Below are 18,179 nucleotides of genomic sequence, written 5' to 3' on the forward strand. Positions count from 1 at the left end.
AGCGCGATATAGCGGTGCCGCGGAAAATAAACTAGCGTGTAATGGCTGCACTGATGTTCGGGATGTCAGGGAGGATGGCGATGCGTCTGGTCATTGCACTGATGCTGCTGTGTCTGGCGGGCTGCGCCAAGGACCTCACTCCCGGCCTGGTGGGTTGCGCCGAAGATCGCTCTCCACGGGAGGACTGTGGTAAAGAGCCCACCGCCAACGAACACAATCTGACCGAGCCGAAGATCACCTACCTCGGCGTAGGCGGCTGGCTACTCAACTGGCACGGCAACGGCCTGTTACTCGCACCGTCCTTCAGCAATCCGAACGTCCCCATCTTTGTTCGCGCGAATGAGCAGCGTATCGCCGATTACCTGCCGGACGTGAAGAACGTAAAAGTCCTCCTGATTGGCCATGCGCATTATGACCACTTGCTCGATGTTCCAGTGATCATGCAGCGCTACGCGCCCGACGCGATTGCTTACGGCAACAGAACGGCCGGCCCGGCTTGCTGCCGCGTAAGGCAGGGACTTTGTTCCTCCAGACCACCCAAAGGAGGTGTTTTTCAATCTCAAACAAGAAATCAGGTACTGAACTCGGTCCTCGATGCCCCTCTGCACTTGCTTCGCAATGGTTCGCTCGGACGTGGACGGAAACCGTTGCATAAACCAGCCTGGAAGGATGCCCCTACATGAGTACGCTTCGCGCGCCCGCACTCGGTCCCATCGTGGGACACACTACCTATCGTTCGTGCCGGCTGTGGATTGCCGCCTCGGATTGCCTCGATCGAAAAGAACTCGATGAAGAGGTCCGCTCCATTGGCGTGCTAGGTGTCGTAGGAAAAAACGGCAAGGTAAAGCCGGGCGATATCTTCTATTTTCGCCTGCCCCGCGAATACGACCGTACCGGCACGTTGAATCTGGGCGTAGACAAGTCCCTCTGGAAAGATGCGGCAGAGGAAAAAAAACTGCAGCCTTACACGCTCAATCCCGCCACCACCTACACCGTGCGCATGGCGTCGCTGAATCAGGATGACGCGTATCCCAATGACAGCAATGTAACCAGCGAGGAGATTGCGTCCAAGCTCCCAGACGCGTCCGTATGGGCCGACAAGTTGAATCTCGAAAATGGTTTGGGCGAAGCGTTTGCCGAGGCTACGTTCACCACACAGCCAGCGCCAGGACAAGCCGCATCCCCACTCAGTTTTCTGCTGGGCTCGTGCCGTTATCCAGGTTTGCTATGGAAGCGCAAGGAAGCCGACCGCATCTTTCGCCCCATGCTCAAGCAGCACGAGGCAAGGCCGGTCAACCTGTCACTCATGGCCGGGGATCAGATCTATGCGGACATGTTCAATCGCCTGGTGCCAATCGGCCTGGCGGATACCTACGCGGAGTTTCAGGAGCGCTACCACACTGCGTTCGGGTCCCGGAACATGCGTAAGCTGTTGAGCCGCGTGCCAACCTACATGATCCTGGATGACCATGAAATCGAGGATAACTGGTCGCAGGATCGCCTGCACCAGAGCAATGGTAAAAGGATGCTCTTCAACCTGGCCATTGGTGCCTACATGAGTTACCAGTGGAGTCACGGGCCGCGTTTCACCGACAGCTATGTAAATGATCCGGCGTACGGGGTGCCAGCCTCGCTCAAGCGCATGGGCACCCTGAACCTGTTTTACGACTTCGTTTGCGCCGGCTATCCGTTCTTTGTACTGGACACCCGCACCCAGCGTTTTCTCGCCGACCTGCCGGGGCTGGCCGACAATCACTTGCTGGGTCGGCCCTCTCTTGATCCCAACGAACCGAGCCAGTTGGATCGGGTATGCGCGTGGCTGACGCACATGCAGCAAACCCGCGGCAACGTGCCGAAGTTCATCGTATCTTCCAGCGTCTTCCTGCCAAACGGGGTGGACACCTTGCTCAGCGATGAACACAAGGAGAAGGATGACTCCTGGCCGTGCTTTCCCAACACACGCCGGCGGATTCTGCAAACAATGGTGGACGGGAACGTGCAGAACGTGATCTTCCTCTCCGGCGACATCCATTGCTCCAGCGTGGCGCAACTGGAGTTCTCGGCCCCCGCTGCGGCGCTCAAGGCTTACTCCATCGTCTCCTCCGCATTTTATTGGCCGTTTGCTTTCGCCGATGGCGACCCCGCTGGCTACGTCCACAATTCACGCGCTGCGAATACCCAGGATGGCTTTGCCATCAGTCCGGCCCAGGGCATCATGCACTACAGGGCGTGGGGCTTCACCCAGGATGACAATTTCTGCCGAGTCGACGTGGACCCGGTGGCGGCGGAACTGGCCGTGCAGGCCTTCGACGAGGATGGGGATCCGATTGCACGAAGTCACGGAGACGGTCAGATACGCAAGATGCCGGAGAGACTGAAGCTGGCGCCTTGGTGACACGGCGTACGTTCCCGAGGCTTGGCCTGTCTGCTGTGCGGGGTGTTCTGCGTGCCGTCGGTGGGAGGTTTGGTCGAAGGCGTGACCATGGGGGCTCAGGTCGTGGCGCAAATCAAAGGCGTGTTGCTGACGACGGTCTACTGCTTTGTCATCAGTTGGGTCGTCCTCAAGGTGATCAATGCGGTGACCGGTTTGCGCGCTAATGGATGGTGTTGGATCTGACCGAGCACAACGAGCGTACTTACAACCATTGAGATCTTTGCAACTCTATAAACGCCGGGGTGTGTATTTGTTGAACATTCCCCCGCCCAGGCGCTATGGTCGGGCTCAATGCTCGCGTGAATCACGGATTGGCAATGAATGCCAAGCTTCTGAAACCCTGATCCAAGCGACAGTTAGTCCAACGTGTTGTCCATGGTAGCGTTAGGAATACTTTTAAATGGCGAGTTCCAATTCACCCCAGTCGACGCAAGACTTCAGTCAAAACTTGCGCCTTCTCTGCGGGTACTATAAATCGGTGGCGATGGTGTGCCGCTCCCTCGATATCAACCGCCAGCAGTTCAACAAATACTTGGGGGCGCAGGCGACTCCCTCACTGTTCACCCTTCGCAAGATATGCGCTTTTTTCGGGGTGGATGAGGATGAAATATTCTCCGAGCACGAGTCGTTCCGCGCTTTGCTCAACAGACAGCGCACAGTGCGAGAGCCGGACAGCGCAGTACCAGCCGATTTTTTCCCAAGCTCCGCGCAGGAACTGTCGAAGTACCAGGGTTACTACTTTGTCTATTTGATGTCGCCCTCCGGATCAGGGGAGGTGATCAAGTCGATTACCCGCTTGACCCGTTCCGGCAACAAGATCCTGAGTAAAACCTACGAGCGAGTGAGGTTGGGTGATGACCAACTGAAGAGTTTCGGCATCAATAAATATCGGGGGTTCTGCTTTGCCTCATCCGATCTGATTTACATCGTCGAGCACGAATACCTATCGTCTCGGGGCTACATCTGGTCGGCGCTTTACCCGTCCTATCGCAGTCGTTTCCGCTTTCTCAACGGCTTGGTGCTCGGCGTGTCGGGCGACAATTTTCGACGTCCTTTTGGTGCGCAGATTGTGTTTGAGTACCTCGGTGAATCGATCGATCTGCGTAACGCGCTTTCCAGTTGCAGCTGCTTCCCGATTGATGCCCCTGAGATCCCCAGCGAGGTGAGGGCGCGGCTGCTGATCCGCCCATCCGAGGGTGAGTTCAACCTCGTTCCGCCGTTGTTCTAACCCCGCTTTAAAAACAGACGCCAGGTGACGCTTTCAAGCGTCATCAGGCGTTTTTTTCTTAGCGCTCGCGAAATTGAGCTGGCGGTGCGGCAGATCAATAATGAGCCACACCGCTCAACAGGCAGTTTCACGAACGACCAATTACGTCGTTCATTCCAGCTGGATTAATGCCTGCTCGTGCAAGTGACCCGCTGCGCCCATCATAAAAATAAGAGGAACACCGATGAACTTCAAAAGAACATTGATGGCAGGGTTGATGGCGCTTTCCGTGTCTGCGCCGTTGACCAGTGGCTTGGTGTGTGCGGCAAACAATACCTTGGTTGTCGCTGATCGAGCCTCTTTCAAGGATTGGGATCCAGCCTCGGCGTTTTCGGAAGAGGTGCGGGTGCTGGGCAATATCTACGAGACGCTTCTGGTCTATAACGCTCCGGGCAGTGCCGAGGAGTTTTCCCCTGGGCTCGCCACGTCCTGGGAAAGCAGCGACAACGGCAAGACCTGGACCTTCAAGCTGCGGCACGGTGTTAAATTTCATGACGGTTCGCCCTTCAACGCCGCCGCGGTCAAAAAATCCATCGACTACGTCAAAGGGCTAAAACAAGGCGCTGCGTATGTATGGAAAGCCCTGGATTCCGTCGAGGTCGTCGCTGACGACACGGTAGTGCTCAAGTTCCAGAATCCCACTCCGGCCAATCTGATCGCGGCAGGTCAATATGCGGCTTACATCATCGCCCCGGCGGCGGTGGATAAAGGGCATGACTGGATGATGGCTCCCAACGCCATCGGCACCGGCCCCTATAAGCTTGGCCAGGTTGAACAGGGCCAGCAAGTGGTACTCGAACGTTTCGATGGCTACTGGGGAGGCTGGAAAGAAGGGCAATTCGATCGGGTCATCGTAAAAGTCGTATCGGAAGCCTCTACACGTACCCAGATGATCAAAAATGGCGAGGCCGGTGTCGCCTGGGATATCCCTCTTGATCAGCTCAAGGTGTTGGGAGAGAACCCCGCCATCAAGGTGAGCACCGCGCCTTCGTGGAAGAACTTCCAGTTCTTGATCAATACCCAGAAGTACCCTACGGATAACGTGGCATTTCGTCAGGCGCTGCAATATCTCTGGGACTATGAAGGTGTCACCAACGATATTTTGCACGGCTACGGCAGTGTGTCCAAGGGACCTTTGCCCAGCAGTATCTGGGGGCATGCCAGCGTGCCTATGGCTTCTTACGATCTGGATAAAGCCCGACAATTATTGGAAGCCTCCGGCGTACCTAAGCAGGACTGGAAGGTCTCGATGCAGTACATCAGTGGTGTCTATGCAAACGCTGCTGAACTCTTCCAGGCGACCGCCTCCCAAGTTGGTTTGGAAGTGGAGTTACGCCCCGGTGAGTGGGGGGTGATCTGGGATAAGGCGAAGAAGTTGGACACCGCTCCCAACCTGCAATCCATGGCTTGGTGGCCAACGTATCCGACACCCAGCGATTGGCTTTTCAGTGAGTTCCATACCGAGAAGACAACGCTGTTCAATCTGTCTCATTACAGCAACCCAATTTTTGATCGGTTGATCGAAGAGGCGGCGGCGCTGGAAGGCAGTGATAGGACAAAATCCTCTGAAAAGTACGTTCAGGCCCAGCAGCTCCTGGCTAAGGACGCTCCTGCGATCTGGTACGCCGACGTGCAGCAGATACGTGTCTCCCGCAAAGACATCAAGGGTATGGAAAAGAGCCTGAACCCTGCTTATGAGGCAATTCTCTATTACAACTTGAATCGCTGAATGCCGAGTTGTTTGCGATGAAGTTGTAGGTGTAGGCCTGATTTACCTTGTAAACCGACAGTCGGTTGATTCGCCCGGTTACTCCTCAAGAGCTAATTTTCTTTTGAGGGCTTTGTGCTGGGCGTAAGAAGTCAGGGCCAAGTTTATTAGCCACAAAAGGTAGTATAAATGGCGAAGTATATAGCCCAGCGATTGGTAGTGATGTTCTTCATTCTTCTGGGCGTGTTGACCATCACCTTCGTTCTGAGCCGAGCTCTTCCCGGATCCCCGGTAGAGATGATGCTGGGGAACCACCCCACGGCGGAGCAGATTGCCGTCGCGCGGGAAAAACTGGGGTTGGATAAACCTCTGCCGATCCAATACTTCAATTACATCGGCGATCTTCTCCAGGGTGATTTTGGCACCAGTTTGCGCACCGGGCGGCCGGTGGCGGAGGAGGTCATCAGGCGGGTAGGCGCGACGTTTGAACTGACATTCCTGGCGATGTTCTGGGTGGTGCTGCTCGGGGTGCCAATCGGCGTCATCTCGGCGGCCCGGCAGAACTCAGTGGTCGACAACGTGGCACGAGCGGGGTCCATCGCCGGGACGGCATTTCCCGTTTTCATCTTGGCCATGGGGTTGCAGTTGCTGTTCTACGGCAAGCTCAATTGGTTGCCCCTGCAAGGACGTATCGATGCTTCCATTCTTCTCGATAGCCCCTTTGAGCGCGTGACCGGTTTTTACCTGATCGACACGCTGCTGGCCGGTAATTTCGTAGCACTGTGGAGCGCCATCAAACACCTGACGCTGCCCGTGCTCACCCTGGTGGTCGTGACCTTGGCCACTGTCACCCGGATCACCCGCAACATGATGGTGGAGGTGCTCTCCGAGGAGTACATCCGTACGGCGGTTTCTTACGGCGTACCCAAGTGGCGTATCCATTACGCCTATGCCTTGAAGGCGACAATGATTCCGCTGCTGACAGTGGTGGGCCTGACCTTCGGTTACCTGCTCGGCGGTGCAGTCGTTGTCGAGTTCGTTTTCGATTGGCCCGGCCTGGGCGGTTTCGTGGTGTTTTCGATTGCCCAGAATGATTTCCCCGCTGTGATGGGGGCCACCCTGGTGCTGGCCACGACGTATCTGTCGATCAACCTGATTGTTGATCTCTTGTATCACCTTGTTGATCCGAGGCTGCGAGTCCAATGAGTATCCAAGACGTATCCCTGTCCATGCCCTCGCGAGCCCCATCATGGCGCATCAAGGCCCTGGCGTTTGCCTGCGATAACAAGTTGTTTGTATTTGGCGCGCTGTTATTGCTGCTGATCATCCTGGCGGCCATCTTCGCCCCCTGGCTTGCGCCTTATGAACCGAACAAGATTGTCTTTTCCCAAAAGTTAATGGCACCCAACTGGGCACACTGGATGGGCACCGACGAGTTTGGTCGCGACATCCTTTCTCGGGTGCTTTATGGCGCACGCACCTCGCTGATCATCGGAGTGAGCGTGACGCTGATTGCGATGCTGATCGGGATTCCGATTGGGCTTGTTTCCGGTTACTTCGGTGGTCGAATTGATACGCTGCTGATGCGTGTCTCGGACGTATTCCTGGCTTTTCCGCCGCTGTTGTTGCCGATCGCTATCACCGCTGCGCTGGGGTCGGGATTGGCCAACGCCATGTTAGCGCTCGCGGTCTCCTGGTTCCCTTGGTACGCGAGGATCATGCGCGGTGCGGTAGTACGGGTTCGTTCAGAAACCTATATCCATGCCGCTCGCTCCATGGGTGTCAGTCATTTCCGTATCTTGCTTCGCCATGTCCTGCCCAATGCCACCACGCCTGTGATCGTGCAGGGCTCCATGGACTTTGGTTACACCATTCTCGCCGCTGCCTCGCTGAGCTTTATCGGGCTGGGGGCCAAGCCGCCCATGGTCGAATGGGGGTTGATGGCCGCGGCGTCGCGCTCGCAATTGCTCGAAAATCCCTGGACGGTGCTGTTCCCCGGCGTTGCGATTTTTGTCCTGGTACTGGCCGTCAACCTGGTGGGCGACGGGCTGCGCGATGTGCTCGATCCAAAGAAGGGGATGCGCTGATGATCAACGAATCCTTGCAATCGTCTACTCCCGAACATCTCGCCGCGTCGAATAACGACGCCGCTCAAGAGTTGGTGCTGGAAGTGGAAGGGCTGACGGTATCTTTTCCTGGTTTGTTCAAGACCGTAAAGGCCGTACGCGGCATCGACCTCAAGGTCAGGCGCGGCGAGATCCTTGGATTGGTGGGGGAGTCGGGCTCGGGCAAGTCCATGACGGCCATGTCCTGCCTTGGATTGATGCCTGAGGCCGCTCGGCTGGGCGGCAGTGTCAAGGTCGCCGGACAGCAGGTCAACGGTGCGTCGGTATCGCAGCTAGCGGATTTGCGCGGCGGAGGGGCGGCGATGATCTTTCAGAATCCGATGAAGGCGCTCAACCCGTTCTTCACGGTCGGACGGCAGATGTTCGATGTCATCGGTTGCCATCGGCAACTGAGCAAGACGCAAATCCGCGCCGAGGCGCTGAGCTCGCTGGAGGCGGTGAGCATGCCTGATCCTTCTCTGGCGCTAGCCAAGTATCCGCACCAGATGTCTGGCGGCCAGTTGCAGCGGGTGGTGATTGCCATGGCGTTGGCCTGTCGACCGAAACTGCTGATCGCCGATGAGCCGACCACCGCGCTGGACGTCACGGTGCAGGCGCAGATCATCGCCTTGCTGCGCAAGCTGGCGCAGGAGCAGGACCTGGCGATTCTGTTTATCACGCACAACCTTGGGGTGGTGGCTTCGCTCTGTGATCGGGTGGCGGTGATGTATGCCGGCGAAGTGGTGGAGAGCGGTCCGGTGGGCCAGGTGTTCCAGCGACCTGCGCACCCTTACACCCTGAAACTGATGGGCACCGTGCCAAAGTTGGGGCAGGGGGCTCAGCCCCTGGGCTTCATCCCGGGGCAGGTGCCGAACATGGCGGCTCCCCCGCCTGGCTGTGCCTTCAACCCGCGTTGTGAGCGCGCCACCGGGCGATGCGTCCAGGCTGCGCCGAGGGTGGAAATCGGCGAGGAACACTGGGTGGCTTGTCACAACACGTTGGTCAAGGTGTGAGGCTTCTTTGAAAGGTAAACGGCTATGAATAACAACAAACAGCCCGCGCTGCTGAGCGTCACTCAGTTGCACAAGACCTACGCCAGCCGCGACGGCCTGGTGACCGCCATCGACCACATCAGCCTGGAGGTGCAGGTCGGTGAGACGGTCGCGCTGGTGGGGGAATCCGGTTGTGGAAAAAGTACGGTGGCCGCGACCTTGCTCGGTCTGCTGCCAGCCGACAGTGGGCAAATTCTGGTCGAAGGTCACCCGCTGCCTACTGATGCCAGGGCGCGGGGCAGGAGCTTGAGCATGGTGTTCCAGAATCCCTACGCCTCGCTGAATCCGAAAATGACAATCAAGGCAATTGTTGCCGAGCCGCTGAAGGTTGCCTTTGGTTTGCGCGGTAGTGCCTTGCGCGCGCGCATTCTCTCGCTGTTGGGAAATGTGGGGATGGGCGAGGAACACATGGAGCGCTATCCCCATGAATTCTCCGGTGGCCAGTTACAGCGTATCGCTATCGCCCGGGCCCTGGCGCTGGAATCAAAACTGTTGATCCTCGATGAGCCTACGGCGGCGCTCGACGTGTCGGTCCAGGCCCAAGTGCTGCAATTGCTCAAGACGCTGCAGACCGATAATGGCCTGAGCTACCTGTTCATCAGCCACGATCTTGCGACGGTCGAATATCTGGCGCAGCAGGTGCTGGTGATGTACTTGGGGCGCATCGTCGAGGCCGGGCCTGTGGGGCAGGTGTTCGGTCGACCGCGTCATCCCTACACCCGTGCGCTGCTCAATTCAGTGCCCTCCATCGACCCGGAACGCCGTGACCAGTTGCAAGTCCTGAGCGGCGAGATCCCCAGCCCCTTGAACCGGCCTACCGGGTGCCACTTCGCGCCCCGTTGCCCGAGGGTCAGTGAGCGTTGTCGCCGAGAGGTGCCAGCCGAGACCCAGGATCATGGCCACCGTTTTTCTTGCCACCACCCTCTGAACGATGAGAGCTGAACCCCTATGTACAATAAAAATGACATGACCGCTCCTGGCATTGGTTATCAGGATTTAAGGCTGATGCAGGGCTATCCGCCGCCCCGGGAAAAGCAAGTCCGTCAGCACAACTGGGACAGTCCGCCCTATAACCGCTGGTCGTTCCAGCACATGAGCCAGCTGTTTCCGGTGGCTGCTATTCATCGTGGTCCCGGGCCGGTCAGCGAACTCAAGCGCAACGAGCGTTCACTGGACGACGTACATTTCCAGCGGGTCGACGGCGGGCAAACCGATCTGGCGACCTTCCTGACCGATAGCTACACCGATGGTTTCTTGGTGCTTCATCAGGGCAAGGTGGTTTCCGAGCAGTATTTCAATGGTATGCAGCCGCACACGTTGCATCTGTTGCAATCGGTATCCAAGACCATCGTCGGCAGCCTGGTCGGCAGGTTGATAGGCCAGGGCAGAATCGATCCCCAAGCGCACGTCAGCCACTATGTGCCCGAGCTTTCGGCAAGCGGCTATGGTGATGCCCGGGTACAGGATCTGCTGGATATGCGCACGGGCGTGAGGTTCAGGGAGGACTACACCGATCCGGATGCTGAATTCATCCAGTTGGATATCGCCTCGGGTTGGCGTGAACGGGGAGAGCGAGAGTCTCCTGACAGCATTTATGGTTTGTTGAAGTCGCTGAGTAAAGACCGTGAGCATGGTCAGTTCTTTGAGTATCGCTCGGTGGATACCGACGTGTTGGCCTGGGTTTGTGAGCGGGCCTGCGGCGAGCGGCTCCCCGTTTTGTTGAGTCGAGAGATCTGGTCAAGACTGGGGGCAGAGCAAGACGCGAATATCACCCTCGATTGTGTTGGAACTGCATTGGCCGATGGCGGGATGAGCGCCACGCTGCGCGATCTCGGGCGTTTTGCCCAGATGTATTTGCAGGGTGGACATTTCAATTGCCAGCAGATCGTCCCAGAGACGTTTGTGCGTGCATGCGGACGTGGTTCCACACCCGCTTTCGAAGTCCTCTACGGCTACTACACCAAGAGCTTTCCGACTGCGGCTTACAGCAATCAGTGCTGGGTATTGGACAGTGAGCAGGGCACCTACTCGGCGCGCGGAGTATTTGGTCAGAGTATCTATTGGGATCCGGCTGCTGAAGTGGCGATCGTAAAGCTTTCCAGTTGGCCGGACTTTATCAATCCAGAGTGGACGTTGGACACCTTCCGTGCTTGTGCCGCTGTGGTTGAAGAACTTCAACGCAACTGACGCCGAAGTTTAAACGACAGCGGCTTCTCAAACACCGTTTAGCCCGCTAGCACCTGGACGCTGTTCCAGCCTCAGTCTCGGCGGGCCATACCTATTTCATCCAGACCGCGCTTTGTCGTGGCCGGGATGGTTGTTGCCAAAAATAAAACTTAAAGACGGAGCGACCATGAACTTGAATACCACCCGGGCCTTGTGCTCATTGATCCCGCTGGCGCTGTCGTACGCGCTGTCCACGCCTGCGATGGCGATACAGGTCACTGACAATCTCAATCTTGGTGGCGCGGTCCGGGCGCGTTGGGACTATGACCCGGATCGCGACATCCAGAAGTTCAACTTCGATACCGTGATCCTCTCCGCCAAGTACAACTCTGATACTTGGATCGGCGAGGCCAAGTACCGTTTCTACGGACGAGCCTACCCTTACCAGTACACAGAAAACGTAGGTGACGTCCAGTTCGCCGAGTTCGCCTGGATCGGCTACAAGTTCAACCCTGACCAACAAATCCAGGTCGGTCTGAACCAGGTGCCGTTCGGTTTGCAGCCGTATTTTGGCAGCACGTTCTATCAAACCCTGGGCAACGTCGTGGGACTGGAAGACCTGGAAGAACTTGGCGCCAAGTACATCCAGCAAAGCGGTGACTGGAATATCCAGGCCGGTTACTACGTTCGCCCTGCCTCGCAGGGCAAAGGCACCAGCAAGGGCGAAACCTACTCCAGCGTTGTCTCCGAAGCGGACAGCTATGTCATCGACGGTAGCAACAACCAGGAACGCAACACCGTGGTACTGCGGGTGGCCAAGGCGATGGACTTGGGGCCGTGGAAGTCCGAAGTCGGGATTTCTGGCCTGACCTCGTCCCTGGAGAACCGCGACACCAACAACGACGGCCGGCGCAATGCCGTGGCAGTGCACTACATCGGTAAAAACGGGCCATGGGGCGTGCAACTGCAAGCTGCGCGACAGCAGATGTCCCCGCGCAACCCCGGCACTGATGAACTGGTGACTTTCGGCGGTTACGACGCCACTTACAACGTCGCCAGTCGCGGCAACTTGTACGTGGCGGATGTGAGCTACGACGTTGGTGGCAAGTACCTGTTCGATCAGATCAGCGGTGTGCAGCTGTACGCCAACTACAGCGCCTTCGATAAATCCGCAGACGACTTCAAGACCTCGCAACGGATGATTTTCGGCACCTCGTTCTCCCTCAGCAAACTGTGGATCGCCACGGAATGGTTGTACGGCAAGAATGATCCGGTCATCGGTGGCAGCAGCCTCACCCAGAGTCTGGGGGCTGGTGGTAGTGATCAGTGGGAAAACCAGCTGTATATGAATATCGGCTATTACTTCTGATTTGGATTTTTTGGGCAACTTACGGATGTTCGCGTAGACCCAATGGCAGAGCTGGGAATCATACCTCTGGTCCTTGATACCCCTCCAAAACAAGTCCGGAATCAAGTCTTTTCCTGCTCCGGAAAGAAAGTAAAACCCTTAGATTTCAACGAGTAGGACACCTGATACGAGTCTCGTTTCCCGCTCCAAGATTCACAAAAAAGCCACTCGGATGAGTGGCTTTTTTGTGCCTGGGATTTCCCAATGTCAGTGGCTGTGTGGCGATCGTCTGTATTGTTTCCGCACTTACCCTGCCGCGATGCGCCTCGAAAGCACAAGCACACGCCGGCTTGAGGTTCGACTTCTTCGCATTGGTCGCTTTCGAATAGTATTGGACGAGTCTTCGCTTAGTGGATTTTCGCAGAGCGGACTGATCCTCGAGATTGGGAACAGCTTCCACGAGTTAGGAATTATCAGCGTTCAACGGCCCCACCATAAGTACTGAACAGTACGCGGCGATCAAACCAAGCATGATGTACTGCCAAGGTCTAGATCTGTTCAGCCGAGGTATAGAACTTCAGTTCCTAGGCGGCAGCTGCAACCGTAAGCGTGTCAGATTCGCCTCGTCATCGATCTCCAGCTCCAAGCTTCCTTGCTGGGCTTCAGCTAGTAGTTTCGCTGAGTAGGTACCCAGCCCCGTACCGCCAGATTTGCCATCGCTTGCGTATTTTTCGAAGAACCGTGACCGAAATGCTACGGGTACCGCTGGCTGGTTCTCCATTACCAATTCGATATGCTCGGCAGGTATCAATGTCAGTCGCACGCGACTTTTCTCAGGAGCCGCCTCGCAGGCATTCTTCAGCAAGTTGTTCAGTAGCGAAAAACACAGCAATTCGTCTCCACTGGCTAGCACCGGTGTTGATTCGTTGGTGTGTTCCGCCACTACCTCGATGGTCAGTTTTTTTGCCTGATAGGTCAGCCTGGCCGATTCGCATAGGCGCCGTACCAGGGGCAGCAGTTCGACCGCGACCGGCTTAAGTTCGAAATTACCGGTTTCGATTTTGTAGATGTCGCCAGCCATGTCGATCATTCCTAGCAGGTTCTGGCTGTCGGTTTCCAGGCTATGCAACATTTGCATCTGGCGTGGCAGCAGATTGCCGCCTTCGAGCAGGCTGCGGGCCAAGCCGAGGATATTGCACAGCGGCGCCTTCAGATCATGACGTGAAATACTGCTGGCTTCCTCACGCAAGCGTTCCAGCTCCAGCATGGTGTCGTATTCCTGCTGCAGCGCGTTGCGCTGTTCGACCAGGCGCAACAGATTGCTTACCCGAAGGTGTAGCGACTTGGGATCCACCGGCTTACTGACAAAATCCACTGCGCCCAGCTCCAACCCGCGCAGCTGGGCTGCCGGATCGCTCATGGCGGTGATAAAGATGATCGGGATGCGGCTAGCGCTGGGATGGCTGCGCAGGTGCTGGGCCAGCTCGAAACCATCCATGTTCGGCATCATTACATCCAGCAGAAGAAGATCTGGCGGGGTCTCGGAAGTACAGAGGGCCAACGCGCGGCGTCCGTCGCGCGCCGCCAGTATGCGGTACTCGTCCTGAAACAACCCGGCAATCAGCGCTAGGTTGTCCGGTACGTCATCGACAACCAGCAATGTCGGACGGTATTCCTCCTTTGACTCTTGAGTTGGTTCAGCAATCACTGGTGGCGAATGCAACCGAGGACGATGGTTCATAGCACGCGTTATGCGCTGCGAAAGGTCGTTGGCGGTAAAGGGTTTGATAAGAATGTTGCTGACCCCGGCAGCGATGGCCTCGGTGATGCCTCTTGCTGACTCTCCCAGCCGCAATGCCAGGGCTCGGTCGAAGTCAAACAGCCCGTTATCGCTAAGACAGGTCAAGGCCGCCAGGATTGGAGCCAAGCAGTACTGCACCTCGATCAATAAGTTGCGAACAGTCACCTTCGTGATGACTTGACCCTCTATCGAACAGAGCCACGCGATGAATCTGAAAGAAAGGTTAGACCAGTATTAGGAGCGGAGGAGGCTGGTTGGGTGATGATCTTGAACATCAATCGTACCGGTGCACTGCTAGTGCTGGGCCTGTGGCCGCTGCAGGATTACTGGAGGTGTTAAAGCTTTCCAGCATCCCCTGTGCGCTCATCGGTTTGCCCAGTAGGTAACCCTGCAAGATGTCGCACCCCAACTCTGTAAGCATCTCTTGTTGTTCAGAGGTTTCCACACCCTCGGCGACGATCCTCAGACCCAGCGTTTTGCCAAGCGCTACTATCGCCGAAACGATGGCCGCGTCGTCGTTGTTTTTAGCCAGCTCGGTGATGAAGCCTCGGTCGATCTTCAGCTCATTGGCTGGCAGGCGCTTGAGGTAAAGCAGGCTGGAATATCCGGTACCGAAGTCGTCAATGGAAATACTGACTCCCAGCGCTGACAACTGATCGAGGACGATCAGCGCGGCTTCCGCGTCGCGCATGGCAGTAGACTCGGTTACCTCCAGGGTCAGAAAGCGAGGTGGCAGACCGTTGCTTTGCAGTGCTGTACGCACGATGTCAACCAGTCCTGCATTGGCCAATTGTACCGTCGATAGATTGACCGCAATACTCCATTCTCCTTTACCTAGGGCGTGCCATTCGGCCATCTGCCGACAGGCTTCATTTATTACCCAGTTCCCGATTGGCACTATCAGCCCAGTTCGTTCGGCTAGGGGCAGAAAGCGATCCGGCGGCACTAGGCCCCAGTTTGGACTGTTCCATCGCAACAGGGCCTCAACACCCGTCATAGGGCCGTCGGGAGCAATCATTTTCGGCTGGTAGTGCAGGATGAACTCATTCTGGTCGAGGGCCTTGCGTAGATCCTGCTGCAACTGCAGTTGCTGGTGGGCATTGATATTCATGGTTCTTTCGAAGAAACAGTAGCCGTTTCGACCTTGTTCTTTGGCGTGATACATGGCCGCATCAGCGTTGACCATAAGCTCATGGTCGGTATGACCATCGACTGGAAAAATGGCAATACCAATGCTTGTGGAAACATGTACTGTCTGCCGCCCCAAGACGAATGGGGCCTTGATATCTTCCACCAGGCGTTGGGCGAGAGCCGCAGCGTCTTCCGGCTCGGCGAGGTCAATCAGCAGTACGAATTCGTCGCCCCCTAAGCGCGCTCCTGTATCTTCGCCGCGCTTGGCATTATTGATACGCGTAGCCACTTCCACCAGCAACTGGTCGCCGGTGTGATGGCCGTAGGTATCGTTCACCAATTTGAATCCGTCCAAGTCCATGAACAGCACGGCAAACTGGCTCTTTTGCCGGCCGGCTTTCTGAATCGCCTGCTCAAGGCGGTCGTTGAGTAGGATGCGATTGGGCAGACGTGTCAGATTGTCGTGCAGGGCCAGTTGCACTAGCTCACTGTTGGCGCGATCAAGGGAGTTGGCCAGTAGGCTGGTACGGACGTCGAGCATCGAGATAATCAGGGCAATTGCGCAGACGGCCAAGGTGACCAGGATCACCAGCACCACCAGCCATTTACTATCGATACCTGTGTTGACCGCACCGCATACACTGCCCAGCGGGAATTTTGCGGCTGACATGCCTGTGTAGTGCATTCCGACAATGGCGCACCCCATCACCAGGGAGGAGCAGAGGCGCGCGCGATTGATGTACTTGCCTTCTCCACGCAGGCGGAAGGCTATCCATAGCGCCGCTCCAGAGGCGAGGATGGCGATCAGCACCGACAGTACAAACAGCGACGGAACGTATTCCACTACGGGATTCATCAGCAGCGCCGCCATGCCGGTATAGTGCATGGCTGCAATGCCGATACCCATCAACACCGCGCCCACCAGCAGCCAAGACAGCGGCATTTCCTTTTGGCATACCAGCCAAAGGGCGAAGGCCGAGGAGGCGATGGCGATCACCAGCGATAGGCCAGTGAGGGTCAAGTCATAGCCCAATTCGATGGGCAGTTGGAAGGCCAGCATACCGATGAAGTGCATTGACCAGATGCCGGTGCCCATGGCGAATGAACCGCCCGCCAGCCAAAGTGCCGAGGCTTTTCCTTGGGTGCGCGTGACACGACCAGCCATGTTCAGCGCCGTATAGGAAGCTAAGATCGCGACAATCAGGGATAGCAGGACATATAGTCCGTTATAACTGCTTACAAGCATTGAAACTCCGGAAGTGTAGTCCAACTCTTTTGGTTATCGGCGGCACGGAAAATTTCTGAAGGAATCAGCTTTGGTGTAGTGACCTGCCAAAGTTGCCTGCGAAAGGTAAGCGTTCAGGCAATCAGAACTCGCGCAATATCGCCGTTAGTGCTTGGTCAAGAGGAGTGCAATTCCCCACCTGTAGTGACAAACAAGTGTGTCACTACAGGATTGTATCAGTTGATTTTTCTTGGCTTTATGCGGCAGATTCATGCCTTGAACAACTCGCTCGACAAGACGATGGATGACTCACTTGTTCCGATCCACCGAACGACCTAGACGAACTAGATCAATTTTACCTTCGATGTAATCCTCTAATGCATCTATGTCCATGGGGTGACCAAATAGATATCCCTGATAGTTATGGCAACCCATAGCAGCCAGCATGTCACGTTGTGCTCGTGTTTCAACCCCCTCAGCGATGGCCGACAAGCTCAGTTGTTTGCCAATCATCGCGCAGGTTTTTCCAGCGCACCCACACCATCATCACCCCGTGCGACGAGCTTGTAAGCGTCTGCGAAACACATCTTGCTCATGTTCAGCGTTTGTCTGGGAGAAGAAAATCTACCTCGTAGATCCCCCGTGCCGCGCGGACGGTGGGCAGAACCCAGGCTGTTCGCTGTGTCGTTTTCGAAGTCCACTCTCGGATCCATCTACCGGCCAATCATCTGTAAGTCGTTGTAAGAAAAAACAAACTGGCAGTGGCCGCCTCTCAAAAGGTGGCCTATACATGGACAGGCTGGCAAACAGAAGTGTCAGCGCTTTTCCAATTTGATCGGACAAGGAGTCCGTTTTATGGCTACAGAACTGGACGCGTTGCTCTCAAGTATTCGCGACTGCAAAACCTGCGACGCGGTAAAAAATCGCCTCGCTATCATCACAGAAAAAAAGGACGCTGCTACTGACCCTGATGTGGTGCGGGCGCTGCGGGATGCCCAGGTGTATGCACTGGTCTGGGGGGTGTTTACTGTCGCTCTCGACCAGGGGGCGCCGATCGTCGCCTACGACAAAGCCCTCAAGGTACTCGAGGCCGCTCAAGCGAGCGCAGATAACAAAACTCTTGAAGCTGCCTACATCGCCTACGAGGCAGCCTGTACCGCCTACGAAGAGGCCCTGGATGCGGACAACAACCTCATCAACGACGCCATCAAATCCGTAACCGATGACGCAGCCAAGGCTGCACCCGGCAAGAACGGCATCGACGCCATTGCCGATGCTGCCGCCGCCGAAATGGCCTCGGCCGACATCGAGCATCACCTCGCAAGCCAAGACGTCATCTATTCCTCCGAAGGGCCTAGTGCAGACCCTTATGAGGAATACTATGACAGGAAGCGGCAGATCAGAAATATCACCAGCCCTGTGAAGCAAGCGTGTGATGCTTATGTCAATGAGTATGTCACCCGTGTTCAAGTGGCGGCCCAACTCAAACAATCACTCGACCGGTATCTGCTCGTCTGGCGCGTGACAACCACCGGAGGCGGGAATCCACTGGCTGTACAAGGCATACTGGAAAGCATCGATGAGAAGAACGGGACGTTCGTGCTGAGAAGCACTGTCTATGAAGGTCAGCGCAACACGGTTTCGTTTTCCGACATAGGAACCATCGATAAATCACGGACGGGCTCAGGGGCACTATCCAGTGCAGTCGCACCCGGCTGGAGGAACGTAGACCTGGGGAAATGGGTTCGCTCCGACAAATATTAAAAATACAAAAGCGCTTAATGCCTGCTTAGCGTAACCCTTCACGACAGCGACTGTAGTGGTCAACTAATCCCGGACACGACGTTAAGATTTTCCTCGGCCCGCGCTGGCGCCAACCCATCGTTGAATTGGTGAGGCCGAATCCAGTTGTAGCGATGCATCAAAAAATGGCTGATATCGC

The 18,179-nt window shown here is 56.3% G+C and carries 14 protein-coding genes and 1 pseudogene; 12 read left to right on the forward strand and 3 right to left on the reverse strand.

Annotated elements, in window-relative coordinates; genetic code table 11:
* Positions 1-80 precede the first annotated feature (80 nt).
* The 11 genes and pseudogenes from B0E42_RS10265 (at position 81) to B0E42_RS10315 (ending at position 12,101) form a co-directional block, all read left to right on the forward strand.
* A complete protein-coding gene (locus B0E42_RS10265; RefSeq protein ID WP_139353131.1) occupies positions 81-683 on the forward strand; it encodes a hypothetical protein in 603 nt (200 codons plus the stop codon).
* Positions 680-2,395 (forward strand): alkaline phosphatase D family protein, encoded by a 1,716-nt coding sequence (locus tag B0E42_RS10270; RefSeq protein WP_077506321.1) that lies wholly within the window; start codon positions 680-682, stop codon positions 2,393-2,395. Before B0E42_RS10265 ends, B0E42_RS10270 begins: the two co-directional genes overlap by 4 nt.
* A 33-nt stretch (positions 2,396-2,428) precedes the next feature.
* Positions 2,429-2,649: pseudogene (locus B0E42_RS10275) on the forward strand (ammonia channel protein); the annotation flags it as partial.
* Positions 2,650-2,834: 185 nt separating this feature from the next.
* Positions 2,835-3,662 carry a helix-turn-helix transcriptional regulator gene (locus B0E42_RS10280; protein WP_018608079.1) on the forward strand — a complete coding sequence of 276 codons (828 nt, stop codon included), beginning with the start codon at positions 2,835-2,837 and terminating at the stop codon, positions 3,660-3,662.
* Positions 3,663-3,885: 223 nt separating this feature from the next.
* A complete protein-coding gene (locus B0E42_RS10285; RefSeq protein ID WP_053178852.1) occupies positions 3,886-5,430 on the forward strand; it encodes an ABC transporter substrate-binding protein in 1,545 nt (514 codons plus the stop codon).
* 168 nt (positions 5,431-5,598) lie between these two features.
* On the forward strand, positions 5,599-6,615 hold the full coding sequence (locus B0E42_RS10290) for an ABC transporter permease (protein WP_033062669.1): 1,017 nt from the start codon (positions 5,599-5,601) through the stop codon (positions 6,613-6,615).
* The gene (locus B0E42_RS10295; RefSeq protein WP_053178854.1) at positions 6,612-7,496 is read left to right on the forward strand and encodes an ABC transporter permease; all 885 of its coding nucleotides are present in this window, start codon (positions 6,612-6,614) and stop codon (positions 7,494-7,496) included. Before B0E42_RS10290 ends, B0E42_RS10295 begins: the two co-directional genes overlap by 4 nt.
* A complete protein-coding gene (locus B0E42_RS10300; protein ID WP_053178856.1) occupies positions 7,496-8,527 on the forward strand; it encodes an ABC transporter ATP-binding protein in 1,032 nt (343 codons plus the stop codon). The genes B0E42_RS10295 and B0E42_RS10300 overlap by 1 nt, the downstream gene beginning before the upstream one ends.
* Before the next feature lie 24 nt (positions 8,528-8,551).
* The gene (locus B0E42_RS10305; protein ID WP_018608090.1) at positions 8,552-9,508 is read left to right on the forward strand and encodes an ABC transporter ATP-binding protein; all 957 of its coding nucleotides are present in this window, start codon (positions 8,552-8,554) and stop codon (positions 9,506-9,508) included.
* A 6-nt stretch (positions 9,509-9,514) separates the two neighbouring features.
* Positions 9,515-10,753: a serine hydrolase gene (locus tag B0E42_RS10310; protein ID WP_018608092.1), complete on the forward strand. Its 1,239-nt coding sequence runs from the start codon at positions 9,515-9,517 to the stop codon at positions 10,751-10,753.
* A 166-nt stretch (positions 10,754-10,919) separates the two neighbouring features.
* Positions 10,920-12,101: a hypothetical protein gene (locus tag B0E42_RS10315; RefSeq protein WP_053178860.1), complete on the forward strand. Its 1,182-nt coding sequence runs from the start codon at positions 10,920-10,922 to the stop codon at positions 12,099-12,101.
* Between the two features lie 556 nt (positions 12,102-12,657).
* Here the strand turns inward: B0E42_RS10315 and B0E42_RS10320 are convergent.
* The 3 genes from B0E42_RS10320 to B0E42_RS10330 form a co-directional block, all read right to left on the reverse strand.
* Positions 12,658-14,046, reverse strand: a complete 1,389-nt coding sequence (locus tag B0E42_RS10320; protein ID WP_168188507.1) for a hybrid sensor histidine kinase/response regulator — start codon at positions 14,044-14,046, stop codon at positions 12,658-12,660.
* A 109-nt stretch (positions 14,047-14,155) separates the two neighbouring features.
* Positions 14,156-16,258, reverse strand: coding sequence for a bifunctional diguanylate cyclase/phosphodiesterase (locus tag B0E42_RS10325; protein WP_077506323.1), 2,103 nt, complete (start codon positions 16,256-16,258; stop codon positions 14,156-14,158).
* 288 nt (positions 16,259-16,546) lie between these two features.
* The gene (locus B0E42_RS10330) at positions 16,547-16,750 is read right to left on the reverse strand and encodes an EAL domain-containing protein (RefSeq protein WP_053187207.1); all 204 of its coding nucleotides are present in this window, start codon (positions 16,748-16,750) and stop codon (positions 16,547-16,549) included.
* Positions 16,751-17,092: 342 nt separating this feature from the next.
* Here B0E42_RS10330 and B0E42_RS10335 point away from each other — a divergent pair, with 342 nt between their 5' ends.
* A complete protein-coding gene (locus B0E42_RS10335; protein ID WP_077506324.1) occupies positions 17,093-18,001 on the forward strand; it encodes a hypothetical protein in 909 nt (302 codons plus the stop codon).
* The last annotated feature ends 178 nt before the right edge of the window (positions 18,002-18,179 follow it).

The sequence above is a fragment of the Pseudomonas sp. A25(2017) genome, assembly GCF_002001065.1.
In the GTDB taxonomy this organism is placed as follows: Bacteria; Pseudomonadota; Gammaproteobacteria; order Pseudomonadales; family Pseudomonadaceae; genus Aquipseudomonas; species Aquipseudomonas kilonensis.

Coding starts and splice junctions, on each gene's coding strand:
- B0E42_RS10265 (WP_139353131.1), top strand. CDS start 81: ATGCGTCTGGTCATTGCACTGATGCTGCTGTGTCTGGCGGGCTGCGCC.
- B0E42_RS10270 (WP_077506321.1), top strand. CDS start 680: ATGAGTACGCTTCGCGCGCCCGCACTCGGTCCCATCGTGGGACACACT.
- B0E42_RS10280 (WP_018608079.1), top strand. CDS start 2,835: ATGGCGAGTTCCAATTCACCCCAGTCGACGCAAGACTTCAGTCAAAAC.
- B0E42_RS10285 (WP_053178852.1), top strand. CDS start 3,886: ATGAACTTCAAAAGAACATTGATGGCAGGGTTGATGGCGCTTTCCGTG.
- B0E42_RS10290 (WP_033062669.1), top strand. CDS start 5,599: ATGGCGAAGTATATAGCCCAGCGATTGGTAGTGATGTTCTTCATTCTT.
- B0E42_RS10295 (WP_053178854.1), top strand. CDS start 6,612: ATGAGTATCCAAGACGTATCCCTGTCCATGCCCTCGCGAGCCCCATCA.
- B0E42_RS10300 (WP_053178856.1), top strand. CDS start 7,496: ATGATCAACGAATCCTTGCAATCGTCTACTCCCGAACATCTCGCCGCG.
- B0E42_RS10305 (WP_018608090.1), top strand. CDS start 8,552: ATGAATAACAACAAACAGCCCGCGCTGCTGAGCGTCACTCAGTTGCAC.
- B0E42_RS10310 (WP_018608092.1), top strand. CDS start 9,515: ATGTACAATAAAAATGACATGACCGCTCCTGGCATTGGTTATCAGGAT.
- B0E42_RS10315 (WP_053178860.1), top strand. CDS start 10,920: ATGAACTTGAATACCACCCGGGCCTTGTGCTCATTGATCCCGCTGGCG.
- B0E42_RS10325 (WP_077506323.1), bottom strand. CDS start 16,258: ATGCTTGTAAGCAGTTATAACGGACTATATGTCCTGCTATCCCTGATT.
- B0E42_RS10330 (WP_053187207.1), bottom strand. CDS start 16,750: ATGATTGGCAAACAACTGAGCTTGTCGGCCATCGCTGAGGGGGTTGAA.
- B0E42_RS10335 (WP_077506324.1), top strand. CDS start 17,093: ATGGCTACAGAACTGGACGCGTTGCTCTCAAGTATTCGCGACTGCAAA.